The organism is Micromonospora sagamiensis (assembly GCF_014680085.1).
GTDB lineage: Bacteria > Actinomycetota > Actinomycetes > Mycobacteriales > Micromonosporaceae > Micromonospora > Micromonospora inyonensis.
Genome location: NZ_AP023438.1, coordinates 108,882 through 130,484 on the forward strand (window position 1 = coordinate 108,882; position 21,603 = coordinate 130,484).

Annotated in this window: 11 protein-coding genes; 2 read left to right on the forward strand and 9 right to left on the reverse strand. The window is 74.9% G+C overall.

The features are described 5' to 3' along the window. Nucleotides 1-98: 98 nt before the first annotated feature. From IGA62_RS30505 to IGA62_RS00415, 5 genes are read right to left on the reverse strand one after another with little or no spacing between them, the layout of a single operon-like run. Nucleotides 99-1,997, reverse strand: coding sequence for a hypothetical protein (locus IGA62_RS30505; RefSeq protein WP_198501168.1), 1,899 nt, complete (start codon nucleotides 1,995-1,997; stop codon nucleotides 99-101). Beyond that, nucleotides 1,994-5,743 (reverse strand): vWA domain-containing protein, encoded by a 3,750-nt coding sequence (locus IGA62_RS29830; RefSeq protein WP_232624828.1) that lies wholly within the window; start codon nucleotides 5,741-5,743, stop codon nucleotides 1,994-1,996. Before IGA62_RS29830 ends, IGA62_RS30505 begins: the two co-directional genes overlap by 4 nt. Continuing rightward, nucleotides 5,740-6,930, reverse strand: coding sequence for an ATP-binding protein (locus tag IGA62_RS00405; RefSeq protein ID WP_186499801.1), 1,191 nt, complete (start codon nucleotides 6,928-6,930; stop codon nucleotides 5,740-5,742). Before IGA62_RS00405 ends, IGA62_RS29830 begins: the two co-directional genes overlap by 4 nt. 46 nt (nucleotides 6,931-6,976) lie before the next feature. Beyond that, the gene (locus IGA62_RS00410; protein ID WP_198501169.1) at nucleotides 6,977-12,040 is read right to left on the reverse strand and encodes a hypothetical protein; all 5,064 of its coding nucleotides are present in this window, start codon (nucleotides 12,038-12,040) and stop codon (nucleotides 6,977-6,979) included. Next, nucleotides 12,037-12,894, reverse strand: coding sequence for a DUF4132 domain-containing protein (locus IGA62_RS00415; protein WP_145817244.1), 858 nt, complete (start codon nucleotides 12,892-12,894; stop codon nucleotides 12,037-12,039). The genes IGA62_RS00410 and IGA62_RS00415 overlap by 4 nt, the downstream gene beginning before the upstream one ends. A gap of 235 nt (nucleotides 12,895-13,129) precedes the next feature. On the opposite strand from IGA62_RS00415, the gene IGA62_RS00420 reads away from it, so the two are divergent. Then, complete coding sequence (locus IGA62_RS00420; RefSeq protein ID WP_145817242.1) at nucleotides 13,130-13,546, forward strand: MmcQ/YjbR family DNA-binding protein; 417 nt, start codon at nucleotides 13,130-13,132, stop codon at nucleotides 13,544-13,546. A gap of 64 nt (nucleotides 13,547-13,610) precedes the next feature. Here the strand turns inward: IGA62_RS00420 and IGA62_RS00425 are convergent, their stop codons facing one another. The 3 genes from IGA62_RS00425 to IGA62_RS00435 are packed head-to-tail and all read right to left on the reverse strand — an operon-like array spanning nucleotide 13,611 to nucleotide 19,243. Continuing rightward, a complete protein-coding gene (locus tag IGA62_RS00425; RefSeq protein ID WP_145817240.1) occupies nucleotides 13,611-16,202 on the reverse strand; it encodes a polynucleotide kinase-phosphatase in 2,592 nt (863 codons plus the stop codon). Next, nucleotides 16,199-17,629 (reverse strand): 3' terminal RNA ribose 2'-O-methyltransferase Hen1, encoded by a 1,431-nt coding sequence (locus IGA62_RS00430; protein WP_145817238.1) that lies wholly within the window; start codon nucleotides 17,627-17,629, stop codon nucleotides 16,199-16,201. Before IGA62_RS00430 ends, IGA62_RS00425 begins: the two co-directional genes overlap by 4 nt. 51 nt (nucleotides 17,630-17,680) lie before the next feature. Further along, nucleotides 17,681-19,243 (reverse strand): MFS transporter, encoded by a 1,563-nt coding sequence (locus IGA62_RS00435; protein WP_190289241.1) that lies wholly within the window; start codon nucleotides 19,241-19,243, stop codon nucleotides 17,681-17,683. 132 nt (nucleotides 19,244-19,375) lie between these two features. On the opposite strand from IGA62_RS00435, the gene IGA62_RS00440 reads away from it, so the two are divergent. Continuing rightward, the gene (locus IGA62_RS00440; protein WP_186499800.1) at nucleotides 19,376-19,924 is read left to right on the forward strand and encodes a TetR/AcrR family transcriptional regulator; all 549 of its coding nucleotides are present in this window, start codon (nucleotides 19,376-19,378) and stop codon (nucleotides 19,922-19,924) included. On the opposite strand, the gene IGA62_RS00445 is transcribed toward IGA62_RS00440, so the two are convergent. Continuing rightward, the gene (locus IGA62_RS00445; RefSeq protein ID WP_232624829.1) at nucleotides 19,880-21,220 is read right to left on the reverse strand and encodes a helix-turn-helix domain-containing protein; all 1,341 of its coding nucleotides are present in this window, start codon (nucleotides 21,218-21,220) and stop codon (nucleotides 19,880-19,882) included. The two genes, IGA62_RS00440 and IGA62_RS00445, sit on opposite strands and share 45 nt — an antisense overlap. Between the last annotated feature and the right edge of the window lie 383 nt (nucleotides 21,221-21,603).

Here is a 21,603-nt window from a genome sequence, read left to right on the forward strand (position 1 = left end):
GTCGGTCCGCCGCCTCTCCCACCGGACTGGTGACCGCCCGCCCCGCGCCGCGGCGCCCGACCAGGTGCGGGCGGGCGCCGCGGCGCGGTTGGTCCGCGTCAGGTCCAGGAGGACCGGATCAGCTCCCGCTCGGTGGCCGCGAGGTGGGCGGCCGCGGCGAGCCAGGCCCAGGCGTACCGGTCCGGATCGGGATCGGTGAGGCGGCCGAACGCGTCCCGGCCGCGCCGGTCGGACTCGTCGGCGAGCGCGGCGGCCACCGCGGCGGCGGTGGTGAAGCCGGCACGGCGCAGCGGACCGGCCAGCCACCCGCTCTCGCCCCGGGCCGCCTCGCCGACGGCGCGGCGACCGCCGGAGACGGCCAGCTCCACCAGCCGGCGGACCCGCCACAGCGGGGACTCCGCAACCGCGTCGGCAGCGACGGCGAGAACCGGTTCGGCCATCGCGGCCGGATCACGCGGCGGCAGGTGGCCGCCCTGGATCTGGTCGTAGCCGAGGTCCGCCCGGCCGTGCCAGTCCGCCGGCAGCCGCAGTGTCGCGTCGGCACCGGGCACCGCACCGACCGCGAGCGGGCGCAGCGTGCTGGCCCGGTCCGGGTCGAGCCGGCCGACCACCCGGATCCGCAGGCCCGGCCAGGAGGCGAGCCGCCGCAGGTTGGCCACGTGGGCCAGTACCGGGTGGGAGTCGACCGGCACCAGCCGGATCACCGGCCCGTCCGGCACCGGCACACGCTCCGCCCCGGCGTCGGTGGCGGGCGCCAGTTCGCGGGCCAGCACCTGGTCACCGACGGCACCGATCACCATCAGGTCACCGCCGACCAGCGCCGTCCCGGCCCGGCCCGGATCCTCCGGGTCGTCGGCGGCGAGCTGGGCGGTCACCACCTCGGCGAGCGGGCGGGCGAACAGCTCCGCCAGCGGCCCGGTGGACCAGCCGGTCCCGGTGAGCGGAGTGGCCCGGACCCCCTTGCCGGCACCGAGCCGGCCGTCCGGGGAGACGGTGGTGCCGGTGATCCGCAGGCCACCACGGGCCAGCACCGCGTGGTTGACCGCGACCGCGCCCATCTCGGTGACCGCCCGCGCGCAGTCCCGCGCCCGGTCCGGGCCGCCCGGTTTCACGTCGCCGAAGGAGAGCCGACGCCCGTCGGCGGCGACCAGGTGGGTGACCACCCCGGCGTACCCGGTCGCGCTGATCACCGGTTCCCGGCAGACGCCGTACACCTCCAGCGTGCCGTCCGGCTGGTACGCCCGCCGGAGGATGCCGACCAGCGCCGGGTCGGGATCGCCGGCGGCCAGCCGGCCGGCCACGTACAGCAGGTCGTGCAGCACCTCGACCAGGTCGGCCAGCCGGTGGCCGGTCTGTCGTCCCCGATGGGCACGCAGGCCACGCACCGTGCGCAGCGCGGCGCTCTCGGCCCGCGGCAGACCGGCCAGTCGGGCGCTGTGCGCGGCCCGCAGCAGTTCGGCCTGGAGAACCGCGCCGGCCGCCGGCACGCCGGCCGAGAGCACCGCGGCGGCGGCCCGCCACAGCGCGGCGGCGGCAGCCCGCTGCGCCTTCGTCGGTGCGGTGCCCCGAGCGGTGCGACCGGCGGCCGGGCCATCCGGTGCTCCGGTACGCCCGGCCCTCCCGGTGGCCGCGCCGGCACCGTCCACGGCGGACGGCTCCACGGTGGTGGACGCCGGGTGGTCGGCGACCGGGCAGGCGACCAGGACCGCGGTCCGGTGCAGGCAGCGCGGCGCCAGCAGGCAGCTGCACCGCGCCTGGTGCGCTTCGGTGACCGCGCCGGTCGGTCCGGGTGTCAGGGTGACCAGGGCCTCGGGGCCGCAGTCGACCGACACGCCGCCGTCGACCCGGCCGACCGGTACACCGGCCAGTCGTTCGACGGCCGCGTCCAGCCGCTTGTGCAGCCGGGACGGCAGGGTCGCCACCGCCGTGGCGGCGACTCCCGGCAGCACCGGCGGGAGCCGGTCGGTGTCCACGGCGATGGGTGTGCGGTCCGTCAACGTGATCCTCCGCGTACGCGGTCGCCCACCCAGCGGGCGAGTTCGAGCGGGCTGAGAGCGGCGACCGGCATCCCGGCCGCGACGAGCTGCTCGGCGACCGGCACCGAGTAGCAGGGCACTCCCCTGTCGTTCAGCGCGGCGCAGCCGAGCAGGTGCACACCGGAGCCGGCCAGCGTGCGGACCTCGCCGAGCAGCCCGGCCAGCGGGTAGCCCTCCTCGAAGTCGCTGACCACCGCGACGATGGTGCGGCTCGGCACGGTCACCAGCGAGCGGGCGTGGGCCAGCCCGGCGGCGATGTGCGTACCGCCGCCGACGCGCACCTCCAGCAGCAGCGACAGCGGGTCGTCGACCCGGTCGGTCAGGTCGACCACCTCGGTGGAGAAGGCGAGGAAGTGGGTGGACAGGGTGGGCACCCCGGCCAGGACGGCGGCGGTCAACGCCGACCACACCACCGACGCCTCCATCGAGCCGGACACGTCGACCACCAGGACCAGCCGCCAGTCGGCCTCCCGGCGGGTCCGGGTGTGGAAGACCGGGCGTTCCGGCACCACCACCGTCCGGCCGTCGTCGAGCCGCCGGGTGTGCGCCAGGTTCGCCCGCAGCGTACGGGCCAGGTTGATCCGGCCACCGGGACGGCGGGACGGACGCGGACTGGTCAGCCCGGTCAGCGCCGGACGCACCTGGGTGGCCAACTGCCGGGTCAGCTCCTCGACCAGCCGCCGCACCAGGGGGCGCAGTCGGGCCAGCTGCGCCTCGGGCAGGCCACCGGCCAGCGACAGCACCGAGGTCAGCAGCTCCATCGAGGGGCGTACCGCGGCCGGGTCCAGCTCGGCGAGCACGTCGGTACGGCCGCCCTCGACCGCTCGGGCGATGACCTCCTCGCGGACGGCGGTACCGAACAGCGCCTCGAGTTCGTCGGCCCACTCCCGCGCGGTCGGGAAGGAGGCTTCCTGCCCACCGCCGGTCGCCGGGCCGAGGTCGGTGACGCCCTCGCCCCGACCCGCCCCGTACAGCTCGTCCAGGGCACGGGCGTAGCGGCGGGCGTCGGCCGGCAACCGGTCGGGTTGGCGGCCCAGTAGCAGCCGCCACCGGTCCGCGGGGGTGAGCCCGGCGGCTGGCGGCTCCGGACGGGGTGCGCCGTCGGCGCGGGCGTCGGCGGAGCCGGTCGGCGAACCCGGGACGGGGAGATGGCGGGCGACCAGGGCGGCACGGCCGACCGCGTCGGCGGCGGCCCAGCGGGCCAGCAGCTCGGGCGGGGCGGACAGGGCCAGGTCGAGCCGGTCGCCCAACCGTTCGGCGACGGTGTGCAGCAGCCGGTCCCGGGCCGCCGGGGTGAGCACGTCGAACCCACCCCGCAGCGCCGGCAGCCGGTCCAGGAACTCGGTGTCGGTGAGCCGCTCGATCCGCTCCAGCAGCGGGTCCAGCGCGGCCGGGGCGGACTGCAACAGCGGGTGCGCCGCCGTGAGCAGACCACCGAGCAGCCGGTGCAGCTGCCGCCGGGTGTCCGGTCCGGTCGCCGCGTCGACCCAGCCGGCCACCCGGGTGCCCAGGGTGTCCAGGTCGGTCAGGTCGAGCAGGACGCGGGCGGCCAGGGCGGCGCCCTGGATCAGCGCCGAACCGACCCGGGTCAGGTGACCGAGGGCCTCGTCCAGGCGCAGGCCGATCCGGTCCTCGCCGGCCCGGACCGCGAGGTCGACCAGCGCGGCGGCGTCGGCCGCGTCGTCGCTGCCGGCCAGGCCGGGCAGCCCGCGAACCGCCGCGTCCAGCAGCACGACGGCCAACTCGGCCGCCCGGGTCCGGACGGCGGCGGTGGTGCCGGGCAGGTGTTCCCGGCGCAGCGCCTCCAGCAGGTCCAGGGCGGCCAGCAGCTCGGGCAGGGTGCCGGTTCCCGGCAGCACCGCGGCGGCCAGTTCGAGCCGGTCGGTGACCAGGTCGGACAGGTCGCACCGGGCCGCGTCGCGTACTCCGGTGAGCAGCTGCGCGGCGGTGGGGCCGCCGTCGGCGGCCTCCCGGCGGAACCGCTCCCGCAGGGTGCCGGCCGCCGCCAGCGCCGCGGTCACCCCGCGTACGCCGACCAGGTCCAGCCGGGCCGCCACGGAGGGCGTCCAGGCCAGTTGCCAGCGGGTGGTCAGGGCGGCACCGTCGCCGGTGCCGGCCACCGCGACCGGCTCACCGTAGCCGACGCCGCAGACGTGGAGGCGTTGCAGCAGGATCTCCCGCCGCCCGTCCAGCTCGGTGCGCAGCGGGTCCAGCCGGACCTCGCGGGACTTCGGGCTCTCCGGGTGGGGCAGCCGCAGCGCGGTGAGTTCCGCCTCGACCGAGGGGCCGAGCCCGGACCGGGGTGTCCCGGGGGCGGTCCGGCCCCGCTCGGCGCCGACCAGCACGGCCTCCAGCGCTCTGGCCAGCGCCCGGCCGCGCCCGAGCAGTTCGCCCTGGCCGAGCACGGTGGTGACCGCCTCCAGCACCTCGCCCCGGCCGGGGGCGGGCAGGTCCCGCAACCGGGCCAGGTCGCCGGCCAGCCGTACCGTCTCGGCAGCCTCGCCGGTGCCGGCGGTGTGCCCGGCGGAGCGGAGTTCCCGGCACAGGTCGGTGATCGCCCGGGCGGCGGCGGCCCGGATCCGTTCCGGGTCGCCGGCGGCCGTGAAGACGGACTGCTGCCAGCGCGGGTCGCGGATCCCGGCCGGGTAGCCGGACCGGGAGTCGAGCAGGTCGAACGCGTAGGGCACCAGTGAGGTGACCGCCTCGCCGCCGTCGGTGCGACCCGGCCCGGGCCGGGTCGTCACGGACCGGACCGGACCGGACGCGGTGGCGTCGCCGGCCGGGTCGGACGCGGTGGCGTCGCCAGCCGGGTCGTCGCAGGTCCCGGTCGGCGGGGCGGCGAGCAGGGCCGGGGCGTGGAAGGCGCCGACGACGGCGGCGACCCGCCGGCCGTGGGCGCCGGCCCCGGCCAGCACCTGGCGCATGTGCCGCTCGCGGGCCAGGTCCCGGGCGGGTACGCCGTCGCCGCTGGCGCTGTCGGTACGCATCGCCCAGCCCACGCCGAGAGCGGCCCGGCGGACCGCCTCGGGCGGAGAGCCCGGGGCGCGCACCTCGACCACCCGGTCCCACAGGTCGTCGCCGTCCCGGCCGGTGCCGCTGGCGCTCAACGCGGCGGCGTAGCCGGACCGGCGCAGGCCGGGCAGCGGCTCACCGGCGTCCGGGGCAGGATCGACCGCCGGCTCGGCACCAGCAGTCGGCGCCGGGTCGGTGGGGTCGGCCACCCAGCCCGGGTCGGCCAGCGGCAGGTCGCAGCAGACCACCTCGACGCCGTGCTGCCGGGCCCACCGGATCGCGGCCAGCTCCGGCGAGAAGTCGGCGAACGGGTAGAAGCCCATCGGCCCGTCCGCACCGTGGCTGCCGACCAGGGCCAGCGGGGCCCGGGCGGCCGGGTCGGACAGGTACGGCAGCCAGCGCTGGAAGTCGGCCGGCAGCTCGACACAGACCACCTCGGCCCCGGCGGCCTCCAGCAGTGCCGGGACCACCGCCGCCAGGGCGGGGCTGTGATGCCGCACCCCGATCAGGTACGGCTGGACCGAACCGGCGAGCGCGTCGACCACGGCGCGCGGATCGGCCGTCGCCGGGTCGGTCGTCGGCAGATCGGTGGCCGGCAGATCGGTCGTCGGCAGGTCCGCGGCCGGCAGATCGCTCGTCGGCGGGTCGACGGTCGGCGGGGAGGCCCCGGTCGACGTACGGGAGAGGGTGGTCACCGCAGGCTCCCCCGCAGGTCCCAGAGCCGGCGCCACATCGCCGAGCCGTCCTCGGCCCGGCGGCGGACCGGGCCGTCCCAGTAGCCAAGCAGCCGCGCGTGGTCGTTCTGGTCGTCCTTGCGGACCACGCCCAGCAGGTGCCCCGGCACCAGGTCGAGCGCGTCCCCGCCGGGCAGGTACGCGGCGGCCAGGCCGAGCGACGCCGCCACCTGCACCGCCTCGGCGGTGGACATGACGGTGCCGGGCCGTTCCACGTCCCAGCCCTCGCCCGACCGGCCGGAACGCAGGTCACGGAACACGGTGACCAGGGCGTCCAGCACCGCGTCGTCCACCGTGTAGGTCGCGCCGGCGCGCTGCACGGCGGCGGTGGCCTGCCGGCGGACCAGGTCGGTCTCGGTGTCCGCGTCCGCGATGGGGTGGATGGTCTCGAAGTTGAACCGGCGCTTGAGTGCCGAGGACATCTCCGACACGCCCCGGTCCCGCAGGTTGGCGGTGGCGATCACGGTGAAGCCGGGCATCGCGCGGATCAGGCCGTCCTCGGTGCCGGACAGCTCCGGCACGTTCATCCGCCGGTCGGACAGGATGGACACCAACGCGTCCTGCACCTCGGGCAGGCAGCGGGTGACCTCCTCGATCCGGACCACCCGGCCGGTACGCATCGCGGTCAGCACCGGCGAGTCGACCAGCGCCTGCGGGGTGGGGCCCTGGGCGAGCAGCAGGGCGTAGTTCCAGCCGTACCGGAAGGCGTCCTCGGTGGTGCCGGCGGTGCCCTGCACGGTCAGCGCGCTGGTGCCGCAGACCGCGGCGGCCAGCAGCTCGGACAGCATCGACTTGGCGGTACCGGGCTCGCCGACCAGCAGCAGTCCCCGCTCACCGGCCAGGGTGACCACGCACCGCTCGACCAGACTCCGCTCACCGACGAACTTCGGCGGGATGGTCATGCTGGCCGGCAGTCCGGTGCCGTCCGGGCCGGCGCGCCGGTCGGCGGGCAGCGTCAACGCCTCGCCGTCGCTGCCCCGGATGAAGGTGACCACGGCGCGCGGGGTCAGCGCCCAGCCCGGTGGCCGGGCCCCGTCGTCGTACGCGGCCAGGAAGGCCAGCTCGTCGGCGTACCGCTGTTCGGCGGAGAGGACCTGGGCGGCGTGCTCCGGCGCCACGGTGGGGCGGACGTGTTCCGTCACGGTCACGGGGTTCCTCGATCTCTCTGGTGCGAATGGGTCTTCGGGACAGGAGTCAGCGGTGGGTGCCCCGGGCGGGCAGGTTGTCGAACCGGGGCCGGTCGCCGTCGCGGAGGCGTTGCCAGGCCCGCCGGTAGAGGTCGGCGGCCGGCTCGAAGGGCACGGTCACGCCGAGCGCGGCCGTACCGTCGGGTGCGAGGTCGAACAGGGTGACCTTCCAGCCCTCGATCGGCGCCTGTCCGCTGCCGCGCTCCCGCCACGGACCGGGCAGGAACAGCGACCGACCGGCCCGGGACCGGCTGGCCTCGACGACCAGGTCGGTGCCGGCCAGTTCGGCGCGGGCCGCCTTCAACCGGGTCGGCTTCCATCCGGTCCACTTCGCCGTGTTGCGGTCCGTCGGGTCCGGCATGGCCAGCAGCATCAGGTACACCGCCGCCGCGTCGGCACCGAGGCCGTGTTCCCCGGCCACCTCGGCGACCAGGTCGGGCACCGACCGGGTCGGATCCTGTGGCCACCAGGTCCCGTCCGCCGCCCGCGCACCGCCGGCCGGCTCCCCCGGCTCGGCGAGCAGCGCCGCGAACCGCGGGTCGCGGACCAGGCGCAACGCCACCTCCACCGGGTACGGCTTGGCCGCGTCCTGACGCAACGCGGGCAGGTACGGATCCGTCCCGTCGGCGTCCAGCAGGTCCGGCCGCAACGCGGGTGACGGTTGGCTGTCGTGGGTGGCCAGGACGATGGCGCCGTAGCGTTCCCAGCCCGGGCCGGTTTCCGACGGGGTGCCCGCCACCTGGCGGAACGCGGGCAGGGAGACGTACTGGTTGACGTCGAGCAGCAGGCAGGGGTTGGCCAGCCGGTCCCGGACCACGGCCAGCGCGCCGGGCAGCGCGGCCCGGCACGGGTCGCCGGCCGGCGTGTGGTGGGCGACCCAGGCCGCCAGGGCGACGGTGGCGAGCAGCACCTCGCCGGTGAAGCCCGCGACCCGGCCGTCGACCTGCCGGGCCCGGTCGCCCCTGATCTCGAAGGCCACGTCGGTGCTCAGCTCGACCGAACGGGCGGGGTCGAGCAGCGCCGGCAGTGCCTTCGCGGGCTCCCAGCCGGTGCGGACCGCGCGCACCGCTTCGGCGAGCAGCTGTTCGGGCACCGTCACCCGACGTCCCAGGGCGGCGTTCCAGACCGCCGCGGCGGCGGCCACGTCCGGACCGTCGGTCCACAGCCGGGCCGGGTCGTCCGGCAGCAGCGCCGACACCACGGCGCGTCGAACCTCCGGGTTGGCCTCGTTCAGCATCCCGAAGGCGAGCTTGACCTCGCCGACCTGCTTGATCCCGAGTGCCTTGCGCAGCTCGGTCGGCACGGTGTTCGCCGAGTCCGCGTACGGCAGGCCGGCCAGCACCAGCTTCGCGGCGGTGGGGGTGACACCGGTCAGCTCGGCGAACCGCTCGGCCGCTTCCGGCCGCCAGGGCAGTGGGCCGCGCGCGGCCCACTCGGTGAGGAAGCCGGCCAGCCAGCCCGCCGGCCGTTCGTCACCGACCGGCGCCGAGGACTGCACCGTGTACGGCTCGGGTACGGCGAACCCACCGGCCGGGTCGTGGTACAGCGCGTCGAAGGAGTTGCCGGTGGTCGTGCCGTTGAAGTCCAGGAAGGCGATGAACGCCCCGTCGGGCAACGGCAGGATGCCCCGCTTGGGATACCAGCGCGTGTTGTCGCGGTCGGCCAGCTCGTCGTCCAGCAGGTGCAGCGTGAACCGACGCCACCGGGCCGGTTCGGCCGCGCTCAGGTCGAGCCGGTCCAGCTCGGTGAGCAGGGCGCGCAGCGTCTCCCGGTGGCTGTCCAGGGTGATCGCCGCGACGGCCCGGTAGGCGATGGCCGCGACCCGGCCGAGCATGGGCCACCAGCGCACGGTGTTCGGCAGTACCGGTCCGTCGAGGTGCAGCCGTACGGGTTCGCTCACGGTGGTGGCGCGTCGCTGGGCGGCGAACGCCTGGAACTGGACGAAGGTGCTGGGCTCGGTGCTCACCCCATAGCTCGAGCCGAGCAGACCGTCCAGCGCCAGTTGGAGCTGCCGGTCGGTGGGCCCGGTTACGGTGGGCGCCGGCGCCACCGGCTTCGGGGCGGACAGCGACCTGGTGATCCGCTCGGTCACCGCGTCCAGGTCGGTGCGGACCCGGGCGGCCAGCCGCAGCACCCCGGCCACCCCGGCCAGCAGCGCATCGTGGCTGACCGCCGGCATCGTGGAACGGACCAGCTCGACCAGCGTGTCCTGGTCGCCTTCGCCGTCGGTGGCCGCTCCGGAACCGGCGGCGCCGGCCGGTACGCCGACCGTGGCCGGCGACCCGGCGGCGGCCCGGCCGGTGACGGCCTGCGCGGCTCGGGGCATCCCCGGTCGGAGCGCCGCCTGAGCCGCGGCCCGCGCGGCCGCTTCCGCCAGGACGGCGCGGCGTTCGTCGAGGGCGACCTTGAACAGCGCGGCGGCGGTCTCCCGGTCCATCTGACGTAGCGCGGTGGAGCCGGCCGGGTCCCGGGGCAGCAGGTTGCCGAGGAACCTCGGCCCCGGCAGCGGGACCGCGCCGGGGGTGTAGTCCCGGCTGGACGGCGGCCCGACCACGGCCGACACCACCCCGTCCGGGTCGACCACGACGAGTCCCCGGAGGACGGCCCGGGGGCGGTCGTCGCCGGGCAGCACCAGCGCCGCGATCGGCTCCTGGCCGGGGGCCACGGTGACGGTACGACCGGCCAGGTCCTCGCCGCGTACCGAGCCGTCCGGCAGGGTGACCACCCGCCAGCCGAGCAGACCGTCCACCGGGACGGCGGCCGGGGTGGCCCGGTCGGAGAGGGCCGGCCGCAGCCAGCTGGCCGACTCGCGGAGGCGACCCGCGCCGACCGGGAGGTCGGCCAGGAACCGGGGCAGGCTGCGCCGGCCGTGGGTGTTGCTGGCCGGGTCGTACTCGTGCCAGCCGTGGTCACCGTCGTCCGCGCGGGGAGGGAAGACCCAGTGCGAGGTGCCGTCGGTGATCACCGGCAGCTCCGACGGGACAGCGGTGTCCCCGACGTGCAGCACCCCGTCGCCGGTGGTCCGCCCGCCACCGGCCAGCGGCAGGGTGACCTGGTTCGTGCGCGGCTTGTCGCCGTGGGACTGACCGATGATCGGCTGCGGCTCGCCGGGCGACGAGTGCCAGTAGCCGCGCAGTTCGTAGCCGAGCGAGGGGGAGATCCAGTAGACCAGCAGGTGACCGTCGACGTAGTGGTAGCCGGGCTGGCCCCACATGTCGTCGGCCGGGATGCGCAGGTCGTGGCGGAGCACGATCCCCTCGGCCCCGAGCACGCGCACCGTGGTGGGCCCACCCAGGATCACGTACGGCCAGGCGTCCTGGCAGATCAGCTCGACCCGGTGGTCGCCGCCGGTCACCTCCTGCCAGGCCAGTTCCCAGTCCGGCCAGCCCAGCTCGTCGAAGATCCCACCGCGCAGGCTGCGCGCGACGTGCTCGGCGAGGTCGACACCGAGGGCCTGCCCGAGGTCGCCGCCCTGGGCGGGGTCACCGGGCCGGCCGAGGTCGTCGGACACCAGTCGCAGCGCCTCCACCGGGAGCCGGCCCAGCCAGTCCACCGACTCCGGCAGGTACGGCAGCCCGGTGGCGAACCGGTCGCGGATCCGGGCCCGCAGCCAGTCGGTCAGCAACGGCCGGATGCCCGGCGTCCCGACCATCCGGCGCAGCGCGGGCTGCTGGTCGTCGAGCTGGTCGAGGCCACGGCGCAGGGCCCCGGCGAACCGGGCGTCGCCGGCCACGGCGAGCAGATCCCGCTCTCCCCCGACCTTGACCCACTGCCCCAGATCCAGGGTTTCGCGCTCCTTCGGCGGGGTCACCGGCAGGTCGAGGACGAGCAGCAGGTCGAGCAGGTCCAGGTCGCCGTCGACGGTGAACGTCTCGCCGCTGGCGGCCAGTTCGGCGCGCAGCCGGTCGGCCATCCGCTCGACGAGTGGGTACAGCTCCGGCATCCGGCGGCGGTGGTAGCCGGAGTTGGCCCGGTTCACGAAGCGGCGCAGCCAGCCGACGGAACCGTCCTGCGGGCGGGCCGTCTCCGGCACGTCCGGGTCGGAGAGTCCGGCGAGCGCACCGGTGTCGGTCAGCAGGGCCAGCCACGTGACGAGGTCGTCCCGGTCGGTGGGCATCAGGTCGAGCAGGCTGCCGCGGATCGCCGGGTCGCGGCCGGCCAGCGCCGTCACCGCCGGCAGGTGCGCCTTCCACCAGCCGGCCGGCGCCTCGGCGGCCACCGGCAGCCGGATCAGCTCGGTCAGGTAGGCCGCCTCACGGTCGACGACGACGGCGGCACCGCCCTTGCCGGCGGCCTTGGTGGCGGCTCGGACCAGCCTGTTCACTGTGGTGGCGGCCTGGGCGGACGGCACCACGCCGGCGGCTGCGGCCCGCAGCGCCAGCCGGCAGAACCGGTCCAGCGCCTCGTCGGCCGGCACCTGGGCGGACAGCTCCTTCGCGTAGCCGGCCAACGCGGTCGCGGACACCACCTTGGCCGACGCGAACTCCAGGTAGACCTCGTCCAGCCGGGTCAGGTCGACCGGCAACCCGTGCTGCGCCTCCGCTTTGCGCGCCTTGTTGAACAGCTGCGTCGCGTAGGTGTCCTGCCCGGCGGCCAGGAACACCCGTGCCGCCTGTTCGAAGAACGTCGGCAGGAAGTGCGGCAGCGTACTGGCGAACCGGTCGGCGATCCCCTGGTGCCCGTCCAGGGCGGCCTTCGGTCGCGACCGCACCTGCTTGGCCAGCTTCTGCAACTCCGGCACCACCGCCAACGCGTGTCGGCCGTCGGCCGGGTGGTGTACCAGCACCCATTCGGGGAAGGCCAGCGGTCGGCGCGGGCCCAGCCCGACGACGGCCGGCTCGGCACCCGGTGCCAGGCCGAGGAACCCGACGGCCATGTCCTCGCCCTCGCCCAGGGCGGCGTCGACCAGACGGACCACCGGCCGGTCGTCGAGGGCCGGGTGCCGGTAGGTGCGGGCGGTGAGGGGCACCGCCCGGTCGCCGGCCCCGGCGGTGTCGACCGGGAGCACCGCGCCAGCGGCCAGCAGGCTCTCGGCCGAATTCTCGCCCGAGGCGGTCGTCATCCCGGTCATGCCTTCGTCCCCGTTCCGGTCACGGCGCCGGACAGGGCCGTCGCCATCCGCATTCCTTCCGACCAGGCCACCGGCCCGACCTCGGTCAACCGCAGCGTCGGTCCGTCCACGACCGACCAGGAGAGGGTGCCCAGGGTTGCCTCGGAGTCCCAGTAGTCCTCGTCGAACCAGATGGCGGCCTCGACCGTGCGACCGCCCTCCCAGACCCGGCAGGCGACCCGCGAGCCGGAGACCCGGAATCCGAGCGTGGCGGCCCGGGCGGCCAACCGGTTGGGGACCCTGGTGCCACGGAAGTCGGTGATCGTGGTGTCCCGGTCCCGCAGGTCGGCGGGTCTGCCCCAGGTGCCCCGGTGCAGCTGCTCGATCCGCTGGGTGACGTCGATCTCGTCGGCGAACTCGCGCAGGTCGGCCAGGTCGGGCAGGCGCACCGGGTGCGGCAGCGTGGCGCTGGCCGGCGAGAGCCGGACGGTCTCCCCGTCGAGGTTGACCACGCGCAGGTCACCGGTGTCGGTGACGTCCCGCAGGAAGCCGGCCTCGGCCGGGTCGTCCCCGAGCACCACGAGGTCGCGTAGCGCGTCCCGCCAGGCCGGGTCCGGCCAGACCCGGGCCAGCAGCCCGGTCGGCACCGGCAGTGAGGACACCACCCAGGCGTCGACCCGGGCCAGGCATTCGGCGGCGTGCCGATCCAGCCACTGGGCGAGCTGGCGCAGCCGGTCCACCTCGGCGCTGTCGCGCAGCACCTTCGGCAGGGTCTTCAGTGGACGGCCGGTGGACCGTGGGCCACTGGTCCGGGCCGCCACCTTCCCGTCCACGAGGGAGATCTCGTACGAGTCCCCCACCGGTAGCCAGCCCATCAGGAACACCCTCCGCAGCGGAAAATTAGCCACATTCCATGGCGAATCGCCATGATCGACGACGCAGCGCAGGCTAACAGTAGTCACCGACACGACCGGGGCCCGTCGGCGGCAACGGGCGGGCGTACCGGGGCGACAGGTGCGCGTCGACGCCGGTCCTGCGGGCCGCCGAAATCTGTCCGACGCAGCGGTTAGCCTGTGCGGGTGCAGGAAGCGGTGTTCTGGAGCAACCTCGATGGCTGACGCCGGCGATGTCCGTCGCCTGGCGCTCGCACTGCCGCACGTGGTCGAGATCGACAGTGACGGCTTCGACTTCCGGGTCGCCGACAAGGGGTTCGTCTGGTCCTACCCCGAACGCAGACCGGGTACGTCGCGCCTCGTCCGGACCGACATCGCGGTGCTGTACGTCGGGGACGAGGCCGAGAAGCAGGCGTTGCTCCTCGGCGAACCCGAGGTCTTCTTCACCACGCCCGCGTACGACGGGCTGCCCCTGGTCATGCTGCGGCTGGCACAGGTGGACGTCGAACGCCTGACCGAACTCGTCACCGACGCGTGGCACATGCGCGCCCCGAACTCACTCGTCGGCGACCTCGACGACGGCACCGGTCCGTCGGGCCCCGACCTGAGCAGAGCCGACCAGCGGGTCCGGTGAGCCCTCCCTCGACGCGCTGACATCGGCGGTCGGGTCGCGGCGCCGAGCCACCGGGCCGGGGGTGCTAGAGCCGCGGGTCGACGGGTTCTGATTCGAGGGCGAGTACGGCGAAGACGGGTTCGTGGACGCGCCACAGGGGTTCGCCCCGGGCGGCGCGTTCGAGTGCTTCGAGGCCGAGGGCGTACTCCCGCAGTGCCAGTGACCGCTTGTGGCCGAGGCCGCGCTGGCGCAGCCGTTCCAGGTTGGCCGGCTCGGTGTAGTCGGGGCCGTAGATGATGCGTAGGTACTCCCGGCCACGGACCTTGATGCCGGGCTGGAGCAGCCCGCGCCGGCCCCGGGTGAGGTTGGCGTACGGCTTGACGACCATGCCTTCACCGCCGGCGGCGGTGAGCTGCTCCCACCAGTCGACACCTGCGGCTGTCGACTCCGGCCGGGTGGTGTCGACGAGCAGCCGGCGGGTGGCCCGGACGAGATCGGGTGCGGCGTCGGCGAGCCGGTCGGCGAGCGCCAGGTGCCAGCCGTGGTCCCGGTCGTGGTAGGTCGCCCCGTCGGTGGCGAGCAGTTGGAAGGGCGCCAGGCTCAGGCCGTCCAGGCCGTCGGTGGGCCAGCAGTAGCGGCGGTACGCCTCGGCGAACGACTCGGTGTTGCCGACCCGGGCCCGGGTGCGGTCGAGCAGCGCGCCGACGTCGAGTCCCGACGTCTGCGCCGTCCGTAGGGCGTCGAGGGCGACCGGCAGTGCCGCCCGCGCGGCTGCGCCCACCGCGGCGTACTGGTTGCGGAGGAGGTCCTCGGCCTTGGCCGACCACGGGAGCAGTTCACCGTCGAGCAGCAGCCACCCGGTGTCGAGTTCCGTCCACAGCCCGGCGGCGGTGACGGCGGCACGCAGCCGGTCCAACAACTGCTCGGTCAACTCCGGGCCGAAGAACGGCCGGCCGGTGCGGGTGTGGAGGGCGCCGGTCGTGCCGTCGGCGGCGCCGAACCTGGCCCGGGCCGTCGCGGCGTCGCGGCAGACCAGGACGACAGCGCGCGACCCCATGTGCTTCTCCTCGCAGACGACCTGCCCGACACCGTCGGCCCGGTAGGCGTCGAACGCCTCGGCGGGGTGCTCGAGCAGGTCACCGCGCGGGGAAGTGGCGCACGGGGCCATCGTGGGCGGCAGGTACAGCAGCCATCGCGGGTCGAGGGCGAAGCGGCTCATCACCTCCAGCGCGCCGGCGGCCTGTTCCTCCCGGACCGTGACCCGCCCGTGGTGGCGGGTCTCGACGGTCCGCTTGCCGAGGACGTCGGTGATGTCGAGGAGGTCCGGTTCCCGGCGACCCGCGGTGGACGCTGCCTCCGCCGTGCGGGACGCGACCGCTTCGGACGGCGGGAACGGCTTCACCGGCTCGTACCAGACCCGCTCGGCCGGGACCGCGACGATCTGCTTCTCCGGGTAGCGCAGGGCGGTGAGCCGCCCGCCGAACACGCATCCGGTGTCCAGGCACATGGTGTTGTTGACCCACTCCGGCTCGGGGGTGGGCGTGTGGCCGTAGAGCACCGTCGCGCGACCCCGGTAGTCGTTGGCCCACGGGTAGCGCACGGGTAGGCCGAACTCGTCGGTCTCCCCGGTGGTCTCGCCGTAGAGGGCGAAGCTGCGGACCCGCCCCGACGCCCGGCCGTGGTACGCCTCCTTGAGCCCGGCGTGGGCGACGACCAGCCGCCCACCGTCGAGGACCAGGTGCGAGACGAGGTCGCGGCAGAAGACCTCGACCTGCCGACGGAACTCCTCGGGCTCCTCGGCGAGCTGGGCCAGCGTCTCGGCCAGCCCGTGGGTGACCTGCACGTTCCGGCCGGACAGGGCGCGTACCAGCTTGTTCTCGTGGTTGCCGGGCACCGCGAAGGCATGCCCGGCGGCGACCATGCCCATCGCCAGGCGCAGCACCCCGGGCGAGTCCGGCCCCCGGTCGACCAGGTCACCGACGAAGACCGTCCGGCGGCCCTCGGGGTGCACCGCGTCGACAGCCCGCCCCGCCTCGTCCCGGACCACCGTGTAGCCCAGCCGGCCGAGCAGGGTCTCCAGCTCGCTGCGGCATCCGTGCACGTCACCGATGACGTCGAACGGGCCGGTCTCGTGTCGGTGGTCGTTGAGCAGCGGCTCGCGCACGATCGTCGCGGCCTGCACCTCGTCGGTGCCGCGCAGCACGTGGACCCTCCGGAAGCCCTCCCGGGCCAGGCCACGCAGCGATCGGCGGAGCTGGTCGTGCTGGCGGCGGACCACGTGTGCGCCGAAGTCCCGGTCCGCGCGTCGGGCGTTGCGTTCGACGCAGACCTTCTCCGGTACGTCGAGCACGATCGCCACCGGCAGCACGTCGTGGGCACGGGCCAGCTCGACGAGCTTCTTCCGCGCGTCGGGCTGGACGTTGGTCGCGTCGACGACCGTCAGGTGCCCGGCGGCCAGTCGCTTGCCGGCGATGTGGTAGAGCACGTCGAACGCGTCCGCGCTGGCCGCCTGGTTGTTCTCGTCGCCGCTGACGAGGCCCCGGCAGAAGTCGCTGGAGAGCACCTCGAAGGGCCCGAAGCGGGTGGCGGCGAAGGTCGACTTGCCGGAGCCGGACACGCCGACGAGCGCGACCAGGCACAGCTGCGGGATGACGAGCTGCCGTTCGGTGTCGGTCATCGGGTGTCTCCGGTGGCGTCGTGGCGGGTGAACACCGCCATCTGGGTCGGTGGGCCGATCTCGGGGTCGTCGACGCCGACCGGCAGGTGGCGTACCGCGTAGCCCCGCTCGGCGGCGACCCCCTCCGTCCACGAACGGAACTGCGCACGGGTCCACTCGAAGCGGTGGTCGCGGTGCCGCATGCGGCCCGGGGGCAGGTCCGGGTACCGGACGTTGTACTCCACGTTCGGTGTCGTCACCACGACCGTGCCGGGGCGCGCGTGGGTGAACACCGTCCGCTCCAGCGCTCCGAGTCGCGGCGGGTCGACGTGCTCGACGACCTCCATCAGCACCACCGCGTCGAACCCGGCGATCCGGGTGTCGCGGTAGGTCAGCGAGGACTGGATCAGCCGGATCCGCTCCCGCTGCCGGTCGGACATCTGCTCCAGACGCAGCCGCCGCGCCGCGACCTGGAGCGCCCGGGCCGACACGTCCACCCCGACGAGTTCGGTGAAGACCGGATCAGCCGCCAGGGCCCGCAGCAGCGCCCCCTCGCCACAGCCCAGGTCGACCACCCGGGTCGCGCCGGCAGCGCGGAGCGCGGCCAGCACCGCACCCCGGCGTTGCTCGGCCAGGGAGAGCGAACGCTGCGGCACCTCGTCGGCGTCCCCGTCCGGTACGGCGTTGTCCAACGTCTGCGGTTCGGCGTCGTCGACCTCGGCCAGCCGCCCCACGGCGGTGCCGACCAGGGTCCGCCGGTGCGCCAGATAGCGGCGGAGGATCAGGTCCCGCTCCGGGTGCTCCTGCAACCAGCCCGCCCCGGCACGGACCAGCTTGTCCACCTCGTCCGTGGTGACCCAGTAGTGCTTTGTGTTGTCCAGTACGGGCAGCAGGACGTACAGGTGGTTCAACGCCTCCGCCAGTCGCACCCGACCGGTCAGGCGCACGTCCAGGTACCGCGACGATCCCCAGTGCGGCACCTGCGGATCGAGCGGGACCGCTGCCGCCTCGACAGACCAACCCAGCGGGGCGAACACCCGGCGCGCCACCTCGACCCCACCCACGCACGGCAGCGCCGGAATCCGCACCTGCAACGGCAGCCGCTGTCCCGGCAACTCCGGGCGGGCATCGCAGCGTCCCGCCATCGCCGTACGGAACACCCGTCCCAGCGCCACCGCGAGCATCGACGACGCCGCGTACGGCCGGTCGTTGACGTACTGCGCCAGCGAGAACCCGTCCGGTCCACCCGAACCCTTGCCGCGCACCAGGGCGACCGGGTCCACCTCCACCAGCAGGGCCGCCGTGCACCGTTGTGCCGTCGCCTCCGGGTAGAAGACGTGCGCCTGCCCCACCGCCACGTCGAAGGTCTGCACCCGCCCCGGATGCTTGTGCAGCAGGAAGCCCAGATCCGTCGCAGCCGGCGCGGTCGAGGTGATCGTCAGGAACACCGCCACAGCTTCCCAGCCGACCACCCGGGCAGCCACCCCATATCCGGCGGCTCACTCACGCGCGCCGCGGCGGTCGGAGGGGATGACCTTCCACGCGATCAGCGCGGCCACCAGCAGCAGGACCGCGGCGATGACCGAGGTGATCCGCATGCCGTGGGCGAAGGCGTCGCGGGCGGCGTCCAGGATCCGGGTGCCCTGCTCGCCGGTGCCGGCCAGGGCCCGGGTGCCGGCGGCCAGCGAGTCGGCGACCGCCTCGCGGGCGGGGCCGGGCAGGCCGGACAGGTCGGGCAGACCGGCGCGGTACAGCGCGATGTGCAGTGTTCCCAGCAGGGCGATACCCAGTGCGACGCCCAGCTCGTAGGACATCTCGGAGATCGCCGAGGCGGCTCCGGCCCGTTCCCGGGGCACCGCGCCCAGGACCGCGTCGGTGGAGGCGGTGAACGCCATCCCGATCCCCAGCCCGACCAGGACCAGCCCGACGGCCAGGCCGGTGTAGCCGGCGGCACCTTCGACCATCGCCAGTACGCCCAGCCCCGCCGCGGCCACCAGCAGCGCCGCGGCCAGGGCACGTCCGACACCGAGCCGGGCGATGAGCCGGACGGCGACGACGACCACGGCGATGGACGCCAGGGTGGCGGGCAGTTCCCGCAGCCCGGCCTGTAGGGGTGGGTGCCCACGGACCAACTGGAGGTACTGCGAGAAGAAGAAGAGCAGTCCGCTGAAGGCGAAGAAGATGGTGATCAGCGAGACGAGGATGGTGCCGGTGAACGCCGGGCGGGCGAAGAGGGTGACGTCCACCAGGGGCGTCCGCAGCGTGCGCTGGCGGCGCACGAACACCAGCGCGGCGCCCACGCTGAGCACGGCGGCGAGCAGGCCGGCCGGGTCGACACCGGTCTTGGCGGTGTGCTTGACCGCCCACACCAGCGGCACGATCGCGGCCACCGACAGCACGGCACTGACCAGGTCGAAGGGCGCCGCGGTGGGGTTGCGCGACTCCGGCACCAGCAGCGCGACGCTGATCAGCACCACCAGCATGATCGGCAGGTTGATCACGAAGACCGATCCCCACCAGTAGTGCTCCAGCAGGGTGCCACCGACCAGGGGGCCCAGCGCCGCGCCGCCGGAGGCACCGGCCGACCACACCGCGATGGCGCGGGTGCGCTGGGCCGCGTCGGTGAACACGTTGCGCACGATCGACAGCGTCGAGGGCATCAACGTCGCCCCGGCCACACCCAGCAGGATGCGGGCGGCGATCAACCAGCCGGCGGTCGGCGCGAAGGCCGCCACGAGCGAGGCGGAACCGAAACCGGCGACGCCGATCAGCAGCAGCCGCTTGCGGCCGATCCGGTCGGCCAGTGTTCCCATGCTGATCAGCAGCCCGGCCAGGGCGAAGGAGTAGGCGTCGCCGATCCACAGCACCTCCGTGGAGGTCGCCCCGAGGTCGGCGGTCAGGGCCGGTATCGCCAGTGCCAGCACGGTGCCGTCCACGGCCAACAGGGTCACCGCCAGGGTGAGTGCCCCCAACGCGGCCCACTGCCGGGCTCCGGCACGGACCGGACGGTCGGCTGCATCGGGTGTGGCACCGGCCGGCCGGGAGGGCGTCGTGGACGTCATCCCTCCACGCTACCGACCACATGGTCGGCTGTGCAAACCATATGGTCGGCTTCTAGGATCGACCCAGCGGTGAGCCGGTCTCGCCGCGTCAACGAGCCGGAGGCTGTGGTGCAGGGTCGGGAACGCGACACGGTGAGAACCCGAAGGGTCGTGCTGGACGCCGCCGCGAAGGTGGTCGGCACACACGGCTCGGGCGCCAGCGTGGACGCGGTCGCCCGGCAGGCCGGGATCTCGAAGGGCGGCCTGCTGCACCACTTCCGCTCCCGCGACCAGCTGCTCCTCGCCCTGGCCGAGGACCTCGCCGAGCAGTTCACCGCCGCCGTGTACGCGGCGGTGGACCCCCGCGACCACGCACCCGGACGCCTGGTGCGCGGCTACGTCAACGCCACCTTCGACGACCTGCTCGACGACTCCACCGTCCCCGAGCAGGCCGTGCTCGCCGCCACCCTGGCCACCGTCCCCGGCGTCGCCGAGGTGCTGCAACGCGACAAGCAACGGTGGCGGGAGGCGTTCGACGCCGACGGGCTGCACCCCCAACGGGCGTTGCTCATCGTCCGCGCCGCGGACGGCGCGGCCATCGCCGGCCTGTACGAGGGCGGCAACGATCCCGAGGAACTGCGTCACGCCCGGAACCTGCTACTGGCCCTCAGCCGTCAGGACGGGCCGCTCGTGAACGCCTGAGCGGTCGACCGGGAGCGCCCGCGCGATCTCGGCGGCGTGCGCGCGGAGCAGGTCGTGGCACGTGTACCGGTCCGGCGCGTGCTCGACGACCAGGTGCGCGTCGGCCAGCTCGGCGAGCGGCACCCGCACCTCGTCCCGGGGCAGAGCCGCCAGGCTGGCCACGGCCACGGTGCTGAGCTCGGGACCGGGGTGGGTGGCCAGGAGGCGGAACAGCCTGGCCGCCGACGGGCTCAGCGCCCGGGTGGACCAGGAGAAGGCCCGGCGCAGGTCGGCTCTGGCGTCGCCGCCGGACAGCGCGTCCAGGCCGCCGCGTGTCTCGCGCAACTCGATGGCGAACCGGATGAGCGGGAATCCGGGACGGAGCGCCGCGCGGGCGGCGACGACCGCCAGCGCCAACGGCAGGCGCGCACAGTGCTCGACGATCTCCGCCACCGCCTCCGGCTCGGCGGCGGTCCGGTGCGCCCCGAGGCGGCGGGCCAGCATCTGACGGGCTTCCGCACTCGTGAGCGCGTCGACCACGATCGGGTGTGCGCCCTCCGTGGCGATCAGGCCGGACAGCTGGGTGCGGCTGGTCACCAGTACCGCGCAGGTCCCAGCGCCGGGGAGCAGTGGCCGCACCTGGTCCGCGTCGCGGGCGTTGTCGAGCAGGACGAGCATGCGCCGGCCGGCCGACCGGCTGCGGAAGAGGGCGGCCCGTTCGTCGGTACTGGCCGGCAGGCAACCGGGCGGGACGCCGAGGGCGGTGAGGAGGCCACGCAACGCCTCGGCCGGCCGCAGGGCCTCGCCCGGGTCGAACCCGCGAAGGTCGACGTGGAGCTGCCCGTCGGGAAATCGGTGCGCGGCCCGGTGCGCCCAGTACACCGCCAGCGCGGTCTTCCCCACCCCGGCCGGTCCGACTATCGCCGCGATGGTCGTCGGCCCCGTCCCGTCGCCCGGCTCGATCCGCAGGAGAGCGTCGAGGCGGCGCAGGGCCTCCTCGCGACCGGTGAAACCGGCCACGTCGGCGGGCAACTGGCGCGGTGGGGCACCGGGCGGTCCGGACCTGGCCGTGCGGTCGTACGACGGCGGAACGGCACGGACGCCGATCACCTGCCGCGACGTACCGGTGGCCGCGGCGGCCAGGGTTTCCGTCTCGGCCCGGCCGAGGCCGAGCGCGTCGGCCAGCGACCGCACCGATCCCAGCCGCGGTCTGCGCACGCTGCCGCTCTCCACGCGCCGGACCGTCCGGACGTTGAGACCGGCGCGCTCGGCAAGCTCCTCCTGGGTCAGCAGTGCCCGCTCGCGCCAGGCCCGCACCAGAGCGCCGAGGGTGGTCGCCGCGCCGTCGACGCACCCACGGTGCCCCGGCGGCGATACGTCCCCTGGCTCCTCGGTGGGCAATCGTCCCTCGCGCTTTCCGGTAAGTGCCCGGTCGATGTCCGGCCACCGACCTGTCATGGTCGCTGGCGGCGGTGGAGAGTGACACGAGACGCCCGGCACCTCGTTTCAGGAAGGCCGAAAGGGAGCAATTCCGCACCGCACCCACGAACGGCAAACGCCAGGCGGGCGCTCCGGAAACATTCACCAACTCGTATATGCAACACCCGGCGGACCGGCCGACCGGAATGGTCGCGGCGCACAGCACGGGTCAGCGTGCGTCCCGATTGCGACGCACGTCCACACCCACCCGTCACGGAGGG